The sequence below is a fragment of the Micromonospora sp. DT41 genome (genome assembly GCF_049841715.1).
GTDB lineage: Bacteria > Actinomycetota > Actinomycetes > Mycobacteriales > Micromonosporaceae > Micromonospora > Micromonospora profundi.
In genome coordinates, this window is sequence record NZ_JBNCKU010000002.1 from 406,456 (window position 1) to 423,290 (window position 16,835).

Below are 16,835 nucleotides of genomic sequence, written 5' to 3' on the forward strand. Positions count from 1 at the left end.
CCACGGGGCCCCTTAGCGCCAGTTCCCGCAAGATCGTTAGTCACGGGCCGGTTACTACGTGGTGGAGGCCTCCGACCTGGACCGGGCGATCGCGATGGCGCAGCGGCTTCCCGAGCTGAAGATGACGCACTGTGCGGTCGAGGTTCGGCCCATCGTGGACGTGGGCTGAGCGCAGGGGACACCTCGGCGGCGTCACGGGGCGTCGCCGAGGTGATCGCACGGGCACACCGGGCAGAATGGGCCGCGGTACTGGCCGCGACTGTGCACTACACCCGTGACCTGGACCTGGCCGAGGAGTGCGTGCAGGACGCGTACGCCCAGGCGTTGCAGACGTGGGGCCGCAAAACCCCCGTGCCGGCCCGGCCCGCAGCCTGGCTGACAAGCGTGGCGCGCAACCGTGCCCTGGACCGGATGCGCCGCGCCTCGGTGTTGCGGCGCGCCCTGCCATTGCTCGTGGTGGACGAGTCGGTGCCTGGCCCGGAGGAGGGGGTCGAGGCACCGGTCGTCGACGACGACCGGCTGCGTTTGATCTTCACCTGTTGTCACCCGGCGTTGTCGCGCGACGCCCAGGTGGCCCTCACGTTGCGGCTGCTGTGTGGTCTGTCCACCGTCGAGGTCGCCCGGGCGTTCCTCGTCCAGGAGACGACAATGGCGGCTCGGATCACCCGGGCCAAGAAGAAGATCAGCGCGGCTCGGATTCCGTACCGGGTGCCGGCACGGGAGGAGCTTCCTGAGCGGGTCGACGCGGTGCTCGAGGTGTTGCACCTGGTCTTCACCACCGGGCACGCCGCGCCGGTCGGCGAGTCACTGATCCGCCGTGACCTGGTCGACGGCGCCATCGGGTTGGCCCGGGTGATGCATGTGCTGTTGCCGCAGAACGGTGAGGTGGCCGGCCTGCTGGCGCTGATGCTGCTCATCGATTCCCGGCGGGAGACCCGGGTGGGCGCGGATGGGCGCCTGCTGCTGCTCGCCGAGCAGGACCGCAGCCGGTGGGACACCGACCAGATCAACGAAGGTGTCGCCCTGCTGGTGGAGTCGCTGCGTCGGCAGCCGCCCGGCCGGTACGCCGTACAAGCGGCGATCGCCGCTGTGCACGCCGAGTCGCCGAGCTGGGCGGACACGGACTGGGCTGAGATCGTCGCGTTGTACGACGTGCTGCGCTCGCTGTGGCCGTCGCCGGTCGTGGACCTCAACCGGGCGGTGGCGCTCGGTATGCGTGACGGGCCGGAGGCCGGCCTCGCCGCCCTCGAACTGTTGCTCGACGTGCCGGCCATGGCCACCTACAGCTATCTCAGCGCCGCCCGCGCGGACTTCCTGCGTCGTCTCCAGCGCTGGGCCGAGGCCGAGGCGGCGTACGAGGAGGCGCTCGCGCTGACAGGCAACGAGGTGGAGCGCGCGTTCCTCGCCGATCGTCTCGAGGAGATCCGGGGCCACGGCTGAAGACGGTCCTGTCGAAAGCCGATTCCGTCACTCGTCGTCTGGTTGAAGGCACGATGACGAAGCGGTAGGGGAGATCAGGGCATGCGGACGCCGACGAGTCGAGCCACGATCCGAGCGCGCCGGGCTGTCACAGCGGTGTTCGGGATCAACGGACTGCTGATCGCCAGCCTGGCGGTGCGGACGCCCTCGTTGAAGATCGACCTCGGGCTGACACCTGGGCAATTGGGCCTGCTGTCAGCGATGTTCGGCATCGCGGCCGTGATCATGATGCAGACCGTCGGCACCGTCGTGGCCCGTACCGGCAGCCGGGTGATCGTGCAGTCCACCACAGTGGTGCTGCCGTTGCTGCTGGTGGGGGTCGGTGTGGCACCCGACATGTGGTGGCAGATCCTGGTGCACCTCGCGTTCGGCGCGGTGCACGGAATGCTCGACGTGACGATGAACGCGCACGCGGTGGCCGTACAGCAGCGGTTGAGCCGGCCGATCATGAACGGTTGCCATGCGGCGTGGAGCATCGGCGCGGTTGCCGGCGCGCTGCTCGGAGCGGGCGCGGCGCACATCGGGATGTCCCGCACCGTGCACTACCTGTTGCTGGCCGGGGTGCTGATCCCGCTGTCGGCCGTCTGCGGCCGGATGTTGCTGCCGGCCGCCGCGGATCGCGGGACCGACGCGACGCCGGTCGGTGTCCGCGCCGGCTGGCGGGCCGGGTGGAGCCTGCGCGTGGTGCTGTTCGGCGTGATGGGCGCGATCGTGCTGACCGTCGAGGCGGGGGTGGCCGACTGGAGCGGTGTCTACCTGCACGAAAACCTGCGCGCGTCGCTGGGTGCCGCCGGCATGGGTTACGTGCTGTTCGCGATCTTCCAGACAGCGGGCCGGCTGGTCGGTGACCGCCTCCAGGAGCGGACGTCGGCGACGCGGCTGCTCCAGGTCGGCACATCCGTCGCTGCGGTGGGTGTGGCCGTGGCCCTGGCAAGTCCGTGGCCGGCGCTGTCCATTGCCGGGTTCGCGCTTGTGGGCGCTGGATTGGCCACCCCCTTGCCCGTGTTGTTCGGTGTCGTGGGCAGCCTGGGTGCTGACAGCGCCGGCCCTGGCGCGGCCATTGTGGTCGCCCGGTTCACCACCCTTACCTACACCGGCATCCTGCTCGCGCCTGCGGTGATCGGCTGGTTCGCCGACCATGTCGGCCTGCGTTGGACCTTGGCCGCGCTGGTGCCGCTGCTCCTCGCGGTCGCCCTGGTCGCGGGTCGGGCGACGAGTGACCGCGTACGCCCCAGGAGCGAGCGCGCAGACGCGAAGATCCCCGTGTAGAGGGGGTCGACGGGACCGCGGAACAGGTCAGCCGGTGCGGCGTACCTCGGTGTCCCAGATCTGCGCCCACGGACGCCGCAGCCCTCGGCACACGTAGATCGGGCCGCCGTTCTCGTCGTTGTCGACATCGACCCGCTGGTCCACCTGCCCGGCGGGCGCGCACGCGTCGAACCAGGCGGTCAGCAGGTCGGGGCGCTCCCAGCCCACGGCGATCACCACGTCGGCCTCGGCGGGTGGCCGGCCGAAGTCGACCATGCTGTTGTGCCCGGAGTAGGCGGCTGGCAGGCCACGGGACGGGCCGTACCGGGCCACCGCGCCGGCCTCGCCGTAGTTGCCGGTGAGGACGACGGCCCGCGCACGCTCCTCCGGTGGCAGGCCACTGTGGACGGCGGCGAGCGAGTCGGCGAACGCCGGCCACCCGATGGTCTCACCGGCGTCGTAGTTGACGTCGACCACGAACCCGGGCAGCCGCTCGGCCGGCAGCACCGGCAGCAGCAACACGATGCTGGGCAGGAGGAACAGCGGCACACCCACAGCGAGCAGCCCTCGACGCAGCCAGACGGACCCACGCGACGCCCAGGCGGTGGTCACCACCGCGCCGGCGGCGGTGAGGACCAGCATCAACGGCGCGTCGTAGTAGCCCTTGCCGCCAGCGACCAGCACGACGACGACCACTACCAACCAGGACCAACCCACCGCCCGGTACGCCCGCCACTGCGGCCGGCGCAGCAGCGCGACGAGACCGGCGATCCAGATCGGTACGGCGTACGGGCTGATGATGACGAAATGGAGGATGAACGCGTCGAGGCGGCCGCTGTAGGAGCTGTCGCCGTCGGCGATGGAGGCTGCCACACCGAGTTGCGGGAACCCGTGTACGGCCTGCCAGATCAGGTTCGGTGCGGCCAGCAGCGCGGTGATCCCGGCGGCGACGAGCACCCACCGGTCGCGCAACAGCCGGCGCGGCCCGGCGATGAGCACCCCGGCGATCAGGCCCCCGGCCAGCAGCGCGGGCAGCACCTTGTTGAGCATCCCCACGCCGAGCGCCAGCCCGATACCGAGCGCCCAACGGGTGTCTCCGGTGCGCAGTAACCGCACCACGCACCACGCTGCCGCCAGCCAGACCAGTAGGTCGACGGTCGTGGTGCTGAGCAGGTGCCCGTTGGCGAGCACGATGCCGGACAGTGCGGCAAGCACCGCGGCGAAGGTCTGCGCGGCGCGGCCGGCGCCCAACTCGCGGGCGATGGCGGCGACCAGCAGCACCGCGCCGCCGGCCACCATCGCCGAGGGCGTCCGCAGCACCACCAGGTTGTCCGGGGCGATCATGTCGAGCAGGCGGGCCAGCGCTGGGACCAGTGGACCCTGATCGACGTAGCCCCAGTCCAGGTGGCGGCCGGCGAGCAGGAAGTAGAGCTCGTCGCGGTGATAGCCGTAGCGGCCGGCGAGCAGCAGCAGCGTCACGCTGGTGATCGCGGCCACCACGACCGGGCCGACGGCACGCGGGCCGGGCTCCGGTGACACCTCCGGCCGCGCCGACCGCTCCGGCGGGTGCGGTCGGGCCGTGTCGACGGCGGGCTCGCTCACCTGCACATCATCCCCCCGCGACGTGCCCGCGCGCTTCGGCCGGTCGGCGCGTGCGCGCGACAGGTGCGAAGATCGGCTTGTTCCACGAACTGGAAGGACGACATGCGTTATCGCACTCTGGGTGCCACCGGCACCGTTGTCTCGACCCTGTGCCTGGGCACCATGACCTTCGGTGCCGAAACCGACGAGGCGGGCAGCTTCGCCCAGCTGGACCGGTTCGTCGAGGCCGGCGGCACGTTCATCGACACCGCCGACGTCTACTCCGCCGGCACCTCCGAGGAGATCGTCGGCCGTTGGCTGCGCGCACGGCCCGATGTGCGGGATCGCTTGGTCATCGCCACGAAGGGCCGGTTCCCGATGGGCCCCGGCGCGAACGACGCCGGCCTGTCCCGCGTCCACCTCACCAGGGCGCTGGAGGCCAGCCTGCGGCGGCTCGGCGTCGAGGCCGTCGACCTCTACCAGGCGCACGCCTGGGATCCGCTGACTCCGCTGCCGGAGACGCTGCGCTTCTTCGACGACGCCGTCAGCGCCGGCAAGATCCGCTATGCGGGGGTCAGCAACTTCACGGGGTGGCAGTTGCAGAAGGCCGCGCTGCTCACCCAGCACCTCAACCTCACCCCGATCGTGACCCTGCAACCGCAGTACAACCTGCTGGCCCGGGAGATCGAGTTCGAGCTGGTGCCGGTCTGCGAGAACGAAGGCATCGGCATCCTGCCGTGGTCGCCGCTGGGCGGTGGCTGGTTGACCGGCAAGTACCAGCGCGACAGCACGCCCACCGGCGCGACCCGCCTGGGCGAGAATCCGGAGCGCGGCGTCGAGGCGTACGCCGGTCGCAACGCCGACGAGCGCACCTGGCGGGTGCTCGACGCGGTGGGTCAGGTCGCCGGGGAGCGCGGTGTGTCGATGTCGGCGGTGGCGTTGGCCTGGTTGGCGGCGCGTCCGGCGGTCACCTCGGTGATCCTCGGCGCGCGGACCATCGAACAGCTCGACGACAACCTGACCGCCGCCGACCTGACCCTCGACGCCGAGCAGACGCGACTGCTGGACGAGGCGAGCGCCCCGCTTGTGGGCGACTACCCGTACGGCGCCGCCGGTGTGCGCCAGCGCGGTCGGGACCTGCCGACCATGTCATGACGTCGTTTCCCGAGCCCACCGACCCGGCCGGCGGCCGTGCCGAGGTGTTCCTGACCTACCTGGACTACTTCCGGGAGTCCGTCGTGGCGAAGGTGTCCGCGCTGGCGGAGCCGGAGCTGTGGCGGAGCCGCCTGCCGTCGGGGTGGACGCCGTTGGAGCTGCTCACGCACCTGCGTCACGTCGAGCTGCGCTGGATCGAGTGGGGTTTCCAGGGCCGGGGCGTCGCCGAGCCGTGGGGCGACCGCCGTGGGGACCGCTGGTACGTCGCCCCGGAGGAGACCCGCTCGGACCTGGTGGCGGCACTGCGGGCGCAGGGCGCGCACACCACGGCGGTGGTGACGGCGCACGACCTGGCGGAGATCGGCGCACCGGGGCCGCGCTGGGAGGGCGCGGCCCCGGCATCGCTGGAGCGGGTGCTGTTCCACCTGGTCCAGGAATACGCCCGCCACCTCGGCCACCTCGACGTGGTCGCGGAACTCGCGGGCGGCCCGACCGGCGAGTAGGCCGGTCTGCTCCACACTGGACGAATGCCGCTGCGCTCGAGCACTCGACCGCCAACGCGGCGTCGTGCCGGGTGGCCACCCAGGCTGGCTTCACCGTGGAGGGCGTACTGCGTGAGTCGGTTCGCCACGCTGACGGGTGGCACGACATGCACCTGCATGCACGGCTGGCTTAGCCGCCCTCGGCCAGGCGCGTACGCCGGAAATTGCGTGGCTGTCGACGTACCGCCGATGGAAGAGTGACCGGCGTGACTGCGCATGCTCTGGCCGGGGCCCTGGCCGACGACGGACGGCGACGGATCTTCGCGGCGATCGTGCTGGGTGCGACAAGCGCGACCGCCGTCGCGCAGCGGACCGGCCTTGCGGCGCGGGTGGTGCTCACCGGGGTCCGCCGGCTGACCGACGCGGGCCTCGTGACCGGCGCGGACGGCGCGCTCACTGTCGACGAGGTGTCGTTGCGGGCTGCGGCGCGTGACAGCCGCCCGGCCGACGAGGCCGGACCGGGCGGCGACCCGGTGCTGCGGACCTTTCTGCGTGGAGACGTCCTTGTGGGCCTGCCGGCGCAGCGGGGCCGGCGGCGGGTGCTGCTGGCACACATCGCGGAACGTTCGTTCGAGCTGGGCACCCGCTATCCCGAGCGGGCCGTGGACGAGGCGCTCAAGCCGTGGTGCGCCGCCGGAGGGTCGGATCACGCGACGCTGCGCCGGTATCTGATCGATGAGCAGTTGCTCGCCCGCGAGCACGGCGTCTACCAGCGGCTCTGATCGTCCTTGCCCGGCCCGTCGAAATGCCGTTGACCGGGCGGTGATGATCGACAGGTGACCACCACCGCCGAATCAACCTGGCTGACCAGCCTCTGCCTACCTGACCACCCCGACGCGGTGGTGCTGCTGCGCGAGTACATGACCGAGATGGTGGTGCGGTACTACGGCCGTCCGGATCGCCCCGGCGAGGTCGACGCGGCGTTGGCCGAGCTGCCCAGTGACGACCTGACCTCCCCGGGCGGGCTGCTGATTGTCGCTCACCACGGCGCGGACCTGGCCGGCTGCGCCGGGCTGCGCTGGCAGTCGGGCTGGGCCGAGTTGACCCGGGTGTACGTCCGTCCGGCGCATCGTGGCGTCGGTGGGGGAGCGGCGCTGCTGTCGGCCGTCGAGCAGCGGGCGCGCTCGGCCGGGGTGGACCGGATTCGGCTCGACACCCGCGCTGACCTGGTCGAGGCCCGCGCCCTGTACGCCCGGCACGGCTACGTCGAGATCCCCGGGTACTCGGAGGGCCCGTACGCCGAGCACTGGTTTGAAAAACGGCTGGAGTGAGCAGTTGACGACTGCCGCAGGACGCGGTAAATAAGAAGAGGAAGTTGAGTCACCTCGACTCAACTCAAACCTTCGGCCAGGAGAACCGAGGAGGCATGACAATGTTGATGCGTACCGACCCGTTCCGCGAGATGGACCGCCTCGCCGAGCAGTTCTTCGGTACGGCAGCCCGTCCCGCGGCGATGCACCTGGACGCCTACCGCGACGGCGACTACTTCTACGCGGCGTTCGACCTGCCCGGCGTGGACCCGGACAGCATCGACTGCACCGTCGAGCGCAACGTCCTCACCGTCCGCGCCGAGCGGCGCCGGCCCGCCGGTGACGGCGTCGAACTTGTCGCCGCCGAACGCCCGATGGGCACGTTCACCCGGCAGTTGTTCCTGGGCGACACCCTGGACACCGACAAGCTGGAAGCCGGCTACGAGAACGGGGTGCTGACGCTGCGCATCCCGGTCGCCGAGCGCGCCAAGCCCCGCCGAGTGACCATCAAGGCCAACGGCGACGCACGGCGCCAGATCAACGCCTGACACAGACACACGCGAGCCGCGGCGGCCGGCACCTGGTTCAGGTGCCGACCGCCGGCCGTGTGTGCGGGCGGGGCTCGCGAGGGGGTGGGCGTTGTCGGCGCGCCTGCGTGGCAATCCCATCCTCCGCTGAGAAGCTTTTTCACATGGTGTCTTCCGACGCTCCGGCGCTCACCCGCCCCACCGCCCGACCGGCCCTGCCCAACGGGCCTGTCGACGTCACCGAGGCGTGGCTGCGCAACCGCCGACTGTCCGAACACACCCGCGACGCCTACCGCCGCGACGTCATCGCCTGGCTACGCTGGTGCGCCGGCCGTGACCTCGACCCGCTGCGGGTCTCGTTCCTGCACATCAACGAGTACGCGCGCGAACTGGAGTCGACAGTCGTGGCCCGCACCGGTCGACCACTGACCCCGGCGACAGTGGCACGCCGGCTCTCCGCGCTGTCCAGCTGGTACGACTTCCTCGTCAAACTCGGCGGAGTACCCGCCAACCCGGTCTCCGGTGTGGACCGGCCCCGCGTCGACCGGGACCACTCCGCGACCATCGGCCTGAGCGCCGACGAGGTCGACGCCCTGCTCAACGCCGCCGACGCGGACACCGGCCCGACCGCCGCCCGCAACCGCGCGGCGATCGCACTCCTGGCCGACCTGGGCCTGCGGGTCGGGGAGTTGGTCTCGCTGGACCTCACCGACCTGGGCACCGAACGCGGGCACCGCAGCGTGCGCTTCGTCGGCAAGGGCGGCAAGCAGCGCCGCCGCGCCCTCACCCCCGGCACCGGGTACGCGGTGGACGCGTACCTGGCCCAGCGGGCCGCCGCCGCCCGGGTACCGGTGACGCAGCTGACCGGGCCCCTGCTGGTCACCGCCAGCGGCGCCCGCCTGGACCGGCACTCCGTGTTCCGGATCGTCCGCCGCCTCGCCCGCGCCGCCGGCATCCCGGCCTGGGCGCGGCTGTCCCCGCACTCGCTACGGCACGCCTTCGCCACCACCGCCCGCTCCGAGGGCGTCCCCCTCGAAGACGTGCAGGACGCGATGGGCCACGCCGACCCGCGCACCACCCGCCGCTACGACCGGGACCGGCACAACCTCGACCGCGACCCGGCGTACGCGGTGTGGGCGGCGCGGGCCCGCCGCCGCGCCTGACGGTCACGTGTCGAGCGGCCACACCGTCACCCGGCCGTCGGTCTCGCGGCATATCAACCGGGCCCCGGCACGCCGACAGTCGGTCACCCCCGAGGGGAGGACACCGCGTACCCGAGGGCCGTCCCGACCGACTGTCGCGACCAGGACGCGGTGGCCGTCCGCCGCCGGCTGGAGCAGCACCAGGGCGTCGGTGCCGCCTCGCGAGCCCGCCACGGTGTGCCATCGCGTCCCGGCCGGCCACACCCAACTCCGTGCCCCCGAGGCCGGGTCGAGCGCCCACCGGCCGTGCCGGTCCTGCGCGCAGACCAGACCTTCACAGTTGCGCACCGTCAACTCTCCGCGCGGCACCGGCACCTCCCATCGCCGCGTCAGCCCCGGCAGGTCGTACCCGCTCACCGCTGCCGCCGTGCCGGTCGGGTGGCGCAACACCAGATGACCGCCGATGGCCTGCGGATTGTCCGGGCCGAAGTCGGCCGGCGGCAGCGACCCCTGGCCGTGGGCGACGCCGTCGCGGGCGTCGAGCAGCCGAACCAGCCCGTCGTCCTGCACCACAAGCACCCGCGCGGGTGGGCCGGGCAGCACCTGCACCACTGCTGTGGACGGCACCGACACCGACCAGCGGGTGGCCCCGGAGGTCAGGTCGACACCCCGTACCGCCCCCTCGACCCGACGCCCCGGTTCCGACGCGCTGCGGACCTCGCTCACTGCCACCGCCGCGTCGCCGGCCGCGTACAGGCGCTCGGCCCGCCGCCACAGCGGCTTCCCGTCGCGCATCGACCGGGCGGCGGTCGCCATCACCTGGCGCGCCTGGTCCCGCTCGGTGAGCAGCAGCACGTCACCGGCGGCCTGCGCGGACCAGCTCGCGGCGTCCGGCACGGCAACCCGCCACCGTGGCGGGAGGTGTGGCGCCGTCGCGTCGTAGGCGCTCACCGTCGGCGGGCCGGCATCCGGATCGACGACAAGCAGCAGCTCACCGGCGACGAGCAGGGTGGAGCGGCCGAGCACCGGCGGCCCCGCCTGGGACGGCAGGCGCACGGGAGCGGTGGACCCGCCGAGCAGCGCGCACACCGCCAGCGCCAGCGCCACCCGCCCGGGCCGCGACGGCGCGGCCGGCGGTCGGTCATCCAGGGTGGGCGCTCCCCGGGACTCGCCCAGATCGATCAGGACGTCCACCGGCCGTCACCTCCGCTCCCGCCGACCGGTCAGCAGAGCAGGTCCAGGTGGTGGTGGGCGTCCTCGGCGATCTCCTCGTGCCGCAGCCAGCGTCGCGCCCACAGCCGGGCCACCAGTTCCGCCTGCTCGTCGCCCCACGCGGCGTGCTCGACCAGCAGTGCGGTGGTGAGCGCGTACGCCAGGCGCAGCGCCAGGCCACGAGCACCGGCCGACACCGCCTCCGTGCCCGGGTCGGCGGTCACCGCCGCGATCGTGTCGCCCAACTCGGAGGTGGCCGTGGCCAGGGTGTCGGCCAGCGCGGGCGACAGCGGCCGGGCCAGGTCGACGGCGGTAGCCAATCGGCTCAGCAGCGGCGCTCCGGCGTCCTCGCGGGTCAGTGCGCGCAGCACGTCCAGTGCCAGCACATTCGTGGTGCCCTCCCAGATCGGCAGCACCTGCGCGTCGCGCAGCAGCCGGGGCACGCCGGTGTCCTCCACGTAGCCGGCCCCGCCGAAGCTCTCCACGTACTCGCTTGCCGAGCTGACGGCGAGCCTCCCGGTGGCCAGCTTCGCCAGCGGCGCCACGATCCGCAGCTCCGCCGCGGCCTCCGGGTCGGCGCCGACCTCCACCCGCCCGAGCAGCGCGAACGCGTGCCCGGCCAGCGCGAACGCGCCCGCCGCGTCGACGCCGAGGGTGCCCAGGGTGGCCCGGTGCAGCGGCGAGGACACCAGCGCGCCACCGGCGACGTGCCGCACGTCGGCGTACGCGCGGGCGTAGGCCAGGCCGCGCCGCATCCCGCCGGCCGCCGCGGCGGCGTTGTGCACGCGGGTCACCACGACCAGGGTCATCGCCCGCACCAGGCCGGGCACCGCGGGGTCACCCAGCGGTACGGCGTACGCGTCGTGCAGGCCGATCTCGGCGGTGGGCAGTGCGCGGGTGCCGAGCTTGTCCTTGAGCCGGTGCACAGTCACACCGGGGGCGGGCGCGTCCGGTGCCGCGCCGGTGGCAAGCGGTGAGTCGGCCGCGTAGCGGGGGACCAGGAACGGTGCGAGCACCCGGCTGCCGCGTCCGGCGCCTTCCGGTCGGGCCAGCGCCACCGCCATCGCCGCGTCGGCGGCGGAGCAGAACCACTTCTCGCCGGTCAGTCGCCAGGAGCCGTCCGCCGCGGGCCGGCCCACAGTGCTCGATCGGCCCAGGTCCGAGCCGCCCTGCGCCTCGGTCATCCACTGCCCGCTGGTGATGGCGGTGGTCGGGTCGGTGGAGATCAGCCGGGGCAGCCATGCGTCCCGGATCCCGGCGTCGACGTCGGGCATGCTGAGCAGTGCCGCAGCACCGTCGGCCATCGCCACCGGGCAGGAGAACGTCGCCGACTCCGGCCCGTACAGGTGCAGGAGGGCGTGCTGCACCACCCGCGCGGCGGCGCCCCAGGTGCCCCGCGCGTCCGGCAGGTAGGGCAGCGCCACCACGGCGTGCCGTGCGGCGGCGGCGCGCTGCGCCTGCCAGCCCGCCGACGTGTCGATCCGGTCCACGCGGGCGCCCCAGGCGTCGTAGCGGACCAGCGTGGGCGGATGCGCCTCGGCGTCGGCGTGCGCCGCCCGCAGCGGCCCGACGACGTCGGCGGCCAGGTCGGCGAGGCGCCCCTTGGCGGCGGCGTGCCCGGCCGGTCCGAGGTGACGCTCCAGCCAGGACCGCAGCAGGGCATCACCGGCGTACGGGTCGGTGGGCGGTGGTACCGGCTGCACGAAACGGCTCATCGGTCGGCTCCCTGGCACTGCTCGGGGGATGTGCGCCGACGGTAGACGATCCGTGGCCGCCGCGAACAGGGCATAGCCGCGCACGGGACGCACCATTTTCCGACTTGTCCCGTATTGAGGGAAGGTGTTCTCTACGGTCGGTAGTCGTGGGTGCCGGCCAGCCGTGGAGCCGACCGGCCCGGCGGCAACGCCCGATGCGCACCGGGCTGGCGGTCGTCGGGTTCGGCGTGGCGCTGTGCTGCGTCGGGGTGGCCGGGCTGGGCGTGTGGAACCTGCAAACCGTGCGCCAGGCCGCCGGCCCGATCCGGGAGACCGCCGACGGGTTCCTGACCGAGGTGACCCTCGGCGACAGCGACAAGGCGTACGAGCGGCTGTGCTCCGACGCGCGCAGCAAGTGGAGCCCGATCGGCTTCACCAGCTGGGTGCGTACGCCCCCGATGGTCACCGACTACGAGATCACCGACGTGTCGGTCGCGACCCGCAGTGGGCGCCCGGTGGGCACGGTGACGGTGAAGGTGACCCGCGACGGCGGGCTCAACGAGGAACGTCGCCTGCCGGTGGTCCGCGAGAGCGGCGGCTGGCGGGTGTGCGGTGACCCCTTCTGAGCCGCCGGCCGCCCACCCGACGCACCCTCGGCTGCTGCGGGAACGCCACGGGGTCGAGCCGACCACCTCCAGCGAGCTGTTCTTCGACCTGGTCTTCATCTTCAGCATCACCCAACTGGCGCACTATCTGATCGAGCACCCGAACTGGGGTGGCGCCGGGCGTACCGCCCTGCTGCTGGCGCTTGTCTGGTTCGTCTGGGTCTACACCACCTGGCTGACCAACTGGCTGCACCCGGACCAGGGACCGGTGCGGGCGATACTGCTCGGGGTGGCGCTCGGCAGCTTGCTGTTGTCGGCAGCGATCCCGCAGGCGTTCGCCGGGATGGGGCTGTTCTTCGCGATCGTCTACGTGACCGTGCAGGTGAGCAGGACGGTGTTCGGCCTGTGGGCGGTGCGGGGCAGCCCGTGGTTGGTCGCGGGCTTTCAGCAGTCGCTGACGTGGGCGGTGGGGACGTCGGTGCTCATCCTCATCGGCGGTCTGGTCGGCGGGACCGCACGGCAGGCGGTGTGGACGGCGGCGATCGTGATCGACGTGATCGGCCTGTCCATCGGCTACCCGCTGCCCCGGCGGGAACGCACCCGACCCGAACGGTGGATGGTCGAGGGCGGGCACCTGGCCGAACGCTGCGCGGCGTTCATCCTCATCGCCCTCGGCGAGTCGATCCTGGTCACCGGCAGCACCCTCACCCGGCATCTGGACCTGGTGACGTCCGGGGCGTTCCTGCTGGCGTTCGCCGGGTCGGTGGCGCTGTGGTGGGTGTACTTCGCCCGGTCGGCTGCGGCCGCCACGGAGGTCCTCGCCCGTGCCGGTGACCGCACCGGCGCGCTGAGCCGGCTGGCGTTCAACTACCTGCACCCGGTGATGGTCGCCGGAATCGTCGTCACCTCGGCGGGCGACGAGCGGCTGCTGCGCGAGCCCGGCGCACCGGCAACGCTTGTCGCCGCGCTGTTCATCCTGGGTGGGCCGGCGCTGTTCCTCGCCGGGCACGCCGCCTACAAGGCGGTGCTGTGGAGGAACCGACCGGTCAACCGACTCGTGGCGGTCGCGGCGCTGGTGGCGCTGGTGCCGGTGAGTGTGGGGCTGGCCGTACCGGTGGCGGCGTGCGCCGCGGCGGCGCTGGCGGTCACCGTGGCGGTGATCCTGTCGGACCGCCGGCGGGCCGCCCGGCCCGCCTGAGCGCGGCGGTCAGGCGCGCAGGCGAAGGTCACGCCGCCGAGGTCACGCCGCGCAGGCACAGGTCACCGCGTCACAGCGCGGCGGTCAGGCGGCGCGGGGGCCCAGGTCGCCGCTGCGGTGGTGCCGCCGGCAGAGCACCTGGTAGCGCACGTCGGCGGTGGCCGCTGTGTCGCCGATGACGACCTGCGCGCCCTCGCGGACCACCTGCCCGTCGACGACCCGGGCGTTGAGCAGGCCCTCCCGCCCGCACCAGCAGAGCACCTCGACCTGGATGCGGGCCACCTCGTCGGCCAGTTCGAACAGCCGCTGCGCGGCGGGGAACAGGCAGGACCGGAAATCGGTGGCCAGGCCGAACGCGAACACGTCCACGTCGTAGCTGTCGACAAGCTCGGCCATCTGCTCGACGTGCTCGACCGAGTAGAGGCCGGCCTCGTCGCAGATCAGGTAGTCGACGCGTACCCCGTCGGCCCAGCGGCCCCGCACGAGTGCCCGCAGGTCGAGGTCGTCGGTGACCTCGATGGCCTCGTGGGCCAGGCCGATGCGGGTGGTGACCTGCGGGCCCAGCGAGCGGTCGATGCGGGTGGTGACCAGCCCTCGGCGTCCCTGCCGGGCGTGGTTGTAGTTCATCTGCAACGCCATCGTCGACTTGCCGCAGTCCATCGGCCCCCAGAAGAACTTCAACGCCGCGGCGTGCAGGGGCCGCCCATCGGATCCGCTGGCCGCCGCGCACCCGGCCGCGTGGTGCGGGCCGGCGTGCGGGTGGGCCAGGCAGGTGGGGGCGGTGGCGGCGTCGTCGGTCACGGTCGGGCAGCCTAGCCCATCGGCCGACCTGGATAGGTCGGCCGATGGGCGGCGTGCTCAGAGCACCCGGGGCGGCGTGTTTCCGGCGGCGATGATGGCCCGGCGCATCGGTACGGCGAGGAGCAGCAGGAACCCGACCACGAAGAAGATCAGCAGGGAGACCAGACCCACCCGGTAGGAGGCGGTGAGCTGGAACACCAGGCCGAACGCGAGCGGGCCGAGCCAGCTGGTGCCCTTGTCGCTGATCTCGTAGAACCCGTAGTACTCACCCTCCTTGCCGGCGGGGATGAGCTGGCTGAACAGCGACCGGCTCAGCGCCTGGCTGCCGCCGAGGACAAGGCCGATTGCGGCACCGAGGATCATGAACGGCACCGGCGCCTCGGCGGGCAGCCGGAACGCGGCGAGGATCACCACGGTCCAGAGCACCAGGCTGAGCAGCACTGTCTTCCAGGCGCCGATGCGCTTGGCAAGCGCGCCCAGGGTCAACGCGCCGCCGAAGGCGAGGAACTGCACGAGCAGGATCGTGATGATCAGCGTGCTCTGCTCCAGCCGCAGCTCCTCGGTGCCGTACTGGCTGGCCAGGGTGATGACGGTCTGGATGCCGTCGTTGAAGACGAGGAAGGCGAGCAGGAAGTACAGCGTCAGCGGGTACGCCTTGATCTCCCGCATGGTGCGCCCGAGCTGCCGGAACCCGTCGATGAGCACGTTGCCGCCGCCGCCGGCCAGTGCCGCGACGCTGGGGCGCTCGCGCAACCAGCGCAGCGGCACCAGCGTGAACAGCGCCCACCACACCCCGGCGGACACGATCGACCAGCGGGCCAGGTCCAGGGTGCGTTGCGGGTCGTCGCCCTTGTCCAGCAGGGTGATCGCGACGAGGTTGAGGGCCAGCAGCAGACCGCCGCCGAGGTAGCCCAGGGCCCAGCCGCGGCTGGAGATGCCGTCGCGTTCGTCGGGGCCGCCGAGCTGCGGCAGGAACGAGTTGTAGACAACGATGGCCGCGCCGAAGGAGATGTTGGCGATCAGGAACAGCGCACCGCCGAGCAGGTAGCGGTCGCCGGTCACGAAGGCCATCAGGATGGTCGCGCCGGCGCCGGTGAACGCGGCCCCACCGAGCAGCCGCTTCTTGTGCGCCGACCGGTCGGCGATCGCCCCGATGACCGGCAGGACGAACACCGTGAGGAACACCGACAGCGAGATCAGGTACGGGTAGTAGGACCCGGCGGCGACCTTGATGCCCAGCGGGTAGACGTACCCGTTGCAGGTGTCGGCGCCCAACTCGCAGCCGGCGGCCAGCTCGGCGACGGTGGTCAGGAACGGGCCGAGGAACACGGTGATCACCGTGGTCTGGAACGCGGAGTTCGCCCAGTCGTAGATGTACCAGCCGCTGCGCTCGCGGCGGGTGCTCGCCGGGGGCGGGGTGTCGTCCACCGTGGGGGTCACGGTTTCGGCCATCGGGGGTCCTTCGACGATCAGGCGGCCCAGTGGCCGCGGCTGCGGTAGACGTCGCGCAGCAGGCCGACGTGATCGGTCATGATGCCATCCACACCACGATCAAGTAAGTCGTGCATCTGGGCAGGTTCGTCGATCGTCCAGACGTGCACCTGAAGGCCGAGACGGTGGCAGTAGTCAAGGAATCGGCGGTCCACCACCGGTACCCGTCCGTAGCGTGGTGGCACCTGCGCGGCGACCACCGACGGGGGCAGTCGCAGCGGGCGGCCGTGCAGTGAGGCGAGGCGCAGTCGGGCCACCCCGCGCATGCCGAGGCCGGTGGCGACCCGCCCGTCGGTGAGTGCGCGCAGCCGGGCCAGCCGGGCGTCGCTGAACGAGGCGAGCAGCACCCGGTCGCTGGCGCCGGCCCGGGCCACGGTGGCCACCGTCGGCTCGACGCCGCCGTCGGCCTTCACGTCGATGTTGAAGCGAACCTGCGGCCAGGCGGCCAGCACCTCGTCGAGCCGGGGTACGACGGCGGCGCCGCCGACGCGTACCGAGGCGAGGTCGGCCCAGCTCAGGTCGGCGATGCGCCCCGACTCACCGGTGACCCGTCGCAACGTCGGGTCGTGGAAGATCACCGCAACTCCGTCGGCGGTGGCGTGCACGTCGGTCTCCACGTACCGGTAGCCCAGGCCGATGGCGCGCGCGAACGCCTCGGTGGTGTTCTCGTCGCCCTCGGCGGCGCCGCCACGGTGGGCGAACGCCAGCGGCCCTGGCGCGTCGAGGTAGCCGGGTGGGGTCAGCACGCGACGCAGTATGCCTGCCGCCGGCGGCCTGCCGGTGGCCGCCCGGAAACGATTGCCCCGTCGGAAACGGATTGCCGCAGCGCCGCGGCGGCCACTAGATTCGGTGTCGTGACTGCCGGGTCGGCCATTGGCCACGAGCGGACAGGGCACCCGGCGGGCGAGTG

Annotated in this window: 16 protein-coding genes and 1 pseudogene; 11 read left to right on the top strand and 6 right to left on the bottom strand. The window is 72.5% G+C overall.

All coding sequences use genetic code 11. The features are described 5' to 3' along the window. Nucleotides 1–210 precede the first annotated feature (210 nt). Together ACLQ23_RS05870 and ACLQ23_RS05875 are read left to right on the top strand one after the other, a co-directional pair. Complete coding sequence (locus ACLQ23_RS05870) at nucleotides 211–1,440, top strand: RNA polymerase sigma factor (protein ID WP_425880421.1); 1,230 nt, start codon at nucleotides 211–213, stop codon at nucleotides 1,438–1,440. Between the two features lie 81 nt (nucleotides 1,441–1,521). Continuing rightward, nucleotides 1,522–2,748 carry an MFS transporter gene (locus tag ACLQ23_RS05875; protein ID WP_425880422.1) on the top strand — a complete coding sequence of 409 codons (1,227 nt, stop codon included), beginning with the start codon at nucleotides 1,522–1,524 and terminating at the stop codon, nucleotides 2,746–2,748. A gap of 27 nt (nucleotides 2,749–2,775) precedes the next feature. Here ACLQ23_RS05875 and ACLQ23_RS05880 read toward each other — a convergent pair whose 3' ends face one another. Next, entirely contained in the window at nucleotides 2,776–4,329 is a 1,554-nt protein-coding gene (locus tag ACLQ23_RS05880; RefSeq protein ID WP_425880423.1) for a glycosyltransferase family 39 protein, read from the bottom strand. Nucleotides 4,330–4,431: 102 nt separating this feature from the next. Between ACLQ23_RS05880 and ACLQ23_RS05885 the strand changes: the two genes are divergently transcribed. The 7 genes and pseudogenes from ACLQ23_RS05885 (at nucleotide 4,432) to ACLQ23_RS05915 (ending at nucleotide 8,945) form a co-directional block, all read left to right on the top strand. Beyond that, complete coding sequence (locus ACLQ23_RS05885; RefSeq protein ID WP_053661184.1) at nucleotides 4,432–5,463, top strand: aldo/keto reductase; 1,032 nt, start codon at nucleotides 4,432–4,434, stop codon at nucleotides 5,461–5,463. Further along, the gene (locus tag ACLQ23_RS05890; protein WP_425880424.1) at nucleotides 5,460–5,966 is read left to right on the top strand and encodes a DUF664 domain-containing protein; all 507 of its coding nucleotides are present in this window, start codon (nucleotides 5,460–5,462) and stop codon (nucleotides 5,964–5,966) included. Before ACLQ23_RS05885 ends, ACLQ23_RS05890 begins: the two co-directional genes overlap by 4 nt. A gap of 41 nt (nucleotides 5,967–6,007) precedes the next feature. Then, a pseudogene (locus tag ACLQ23_RS05895) lies at nucleotides 6,008–6,139 on the top strand (GNAT family N-acetyltransferase); the annotation flags it as partial. A gap of 72 nt (nucleotides 6,140–6,211) precedes the next feature. Next, nucleotides 6,212–6,727 carry a DUF2087 domain-containing protein gene (locus tag ACLQ23_RS05900; RefSeq protein WP_355596597.1) on the top strand — a complete coding sequence of 172 codons (516 nt, stop codon included), beginning with the start codon at nucleotides 6,212–6,214 and terminating at the stop codon, nucleotides 6,725–6,727. A 54-nt stretch (nucleotides 6,728–6,781) separates the two neighbouring features. Further along, nucleotides 6,782–7,276: a GNAT family N-acetyltransferase gene (locus ACLQ23_RS05905; RefSeq protein WP_425880425.1), complete on the top strand. Its 495-nt coding sequence runs from the start codon at nucleotides 6,782–6,784 to the stop codon at nucleotides 7,274–7,276. Between the two features lie 101 nt (nucleotides 7,277–7,377). After that, on the top strand, nucleotides 7,378–7,803 hold the full coding sequence (locus ACLQ23_RS05910; RefSeq protein WP_355596593.1) for an Hsp20/alpha crystallin family protein: 426 nt from the start codon (nucleotides 7,378–7,380) through the stop codon (nucleotides 7,801–7,803). A gap of 143 nt (nucleotides 7,804–7,946) precedes the next feature. Then, a complete protein-coding gene (locus tag ACLQ23_RS05915) occupies nucleotides 7,947–8,945 on the top strand; it encodes a tyrosine-type recombinase/integrase (RefSeq protein WP_355628366.1) in 999 nt (332 codons plus the stop codon). A gap of 3 nt (nucleotides 8,946–8,948) precedes the next feature. On the opposite strand, the gene ACLQ23_RS05920 is transcribed toward ACLQ23_RS05915, so the two are convergent. Then, entirely contained in the window at nucleotides 8,949–10,118 is a 1,170-nt protein-coding gene (locus tag ACLQ23_RS05920; RefSeq protein ID WP_355628364.1) for a hypothetical protein, read from the bottom strand. 29 nt (nucleotides 10,119–10,147) lie between these two features. After that, nucleotides 10,148–11,851 (bottom strand): acyl-CoA dehydrogenase family protein, encoded by a 1,704-nt coding sequence (locus tag ACLQ23_RS05925; protein ID WP_355596587.1) that lies wholly within the window; start codon nucleotides 11,849–11,851, stop codon nucleotides 10,148–10,150. 146 nt (nucleotides 11,852–11,997) lie between these two features. Here ACLQ23_RS05925 and ACLQ23_RS05930 point away from each other — a divergent pair, with 146 nt between their 5' ends. Both ACLQ23_RS05930 and ACLQ23_RS05935 read left to right on the top strand, forming a co-directional pair. Next, nucleotides 11,998–12,456 carry a hypothetical protein gene (locus tag ACLQ23_RS05930; RefSeq protein ID WP_355628361.1) on the top strand — a complete coding sequence of 153 codons (459 nt, stop codon included), beginning with the start codon at nucleotides 11,998–12,000 and terminating at the stop codon, nucleotides 12,454–12,456. Then, nucleotides 12,443–13,633, top strand: a complete 1,191-nt coding sequence (locus ACLQ23_RS05935; RefSeq protein WP_355596583.1) for a low temperature requirement protein A — start codon at nucleotides 12,443–12,445, stop codon at nucleotides 13,631–13,633. Before ACLQ23_RS05930 ends, ACLQ23_RS05935 begins: the two co-directional genes overlap by 14 nt. Nucleotides 13,634–13,717: 84 nt before the next feature. Here ACLQ23_RS05935 and ACLQ23_RS05940 read toward each other — a convergent pair whose 3' ends face one another. Genes ACLQ23_RS05940 through ACLQ23_RS05950 form a run of 3 tightly spaced genes read right to left on the bottom strand, consistent with a single transcriptional unit; the run spans nucleotide 13,718 to nucleotide 16,671 of the window. Further along, nucleotides 13,718–14,434 (bottom strand): thymidine kinase, encoded by a 717-nt coding sequence (locus ACLQ23_RS05940; RefSeq protein ID WP_425735933.1) that lies wholly within the window; start codon nucleotides 14,432–14,434, stop codon nucleotides 13,718–13,720. Between the two features lie 57 nt (nucleotides 14,435–14,491). Next, nucleotides 14,492–15,886 (bottom strand): MFS transporter, encoded by a 1,395-nt coding sequence (locus ACLQ23_RS05945; protein WP_053661158.1) that lies wholly within the window; start codon nucleotides 15,884–15,886, stop codon nucleotides 14,492–14,494. A gap of 17 nt (nucleotides 15,887–15,903) precedes the next feature. Further along, nucleotides 15,904–16,671: a glycerophosphodiester phosphodiesterase gene (locus tag ACLQ23_RS05950; protein ID WP_355628358.1), complete on the bottom strand. Its 768-nt coding sequence runs from the start codon at nucleotides 16,669–16,671 to the stop codon at nucleotides 15,904–15,906. Between the last annotated feature and the right edge of the window lie 164 nt (nucleotides 16,672–16,835).

What these genes read in the sequence shown, in the direction of transcription:
- ACLQ23_RS05910 (WP_355596593.1), top strand. Translation starts at nt 7,378, where the DNA reads ATGTTGATGCGTACCGACCCGTTCCGCGAGATGGACCGCCTCGCCGAG.
- ACLQ23_RS05945 (WP_053661158.1), bottom strand. Translation starts at nt 15,886, where the DNA reads ATGGCCGAAACCGTGACCCCCACGGTGGACGACACCCCGCCCCCGGCG.
- ACLQ23_RS05925 (WP_355596587.1), bottom strand. Translation starts at nt 11,851, where the DNA reads ATGAGCCGTTTCGTGCAGCCGGTACCACCGCCCACCGACCCGTACGCC.
- ACLQ23_RS05885 (WP_053661184.1), top strand. Translation starts at nt 4,432, where the DNA reads ATGCGTTATCGCACTCTGGGTGCCACCGGCACCGTTGTCTCGACCCTG.
- ACLQ23_RS05890 (WP_425880424.1), top strand. Translation starts at nt 5,460, where the DNA reads ATGACGTCGTTTCCCGAGCCCACCGACCCGGCCGGCGGCCGTGCCGAG.
- ACLQ23_RS05915 (WP_355628366.1), top strand. Translation starts at nt 7,947, where the DNA reads ATGGTGTCTTCCGACGCTCCGGCGCTCACCCGCCCCACCGCCCGACCG.
- ACLQ23_RS05875 (WP_425880422.1), top strand. Translation starts at nt 1,522, where the DNA reads ATGCGGACGCCGACGAGTCGAGCCACGATCCGAGCGCGCCGGGCTGTC.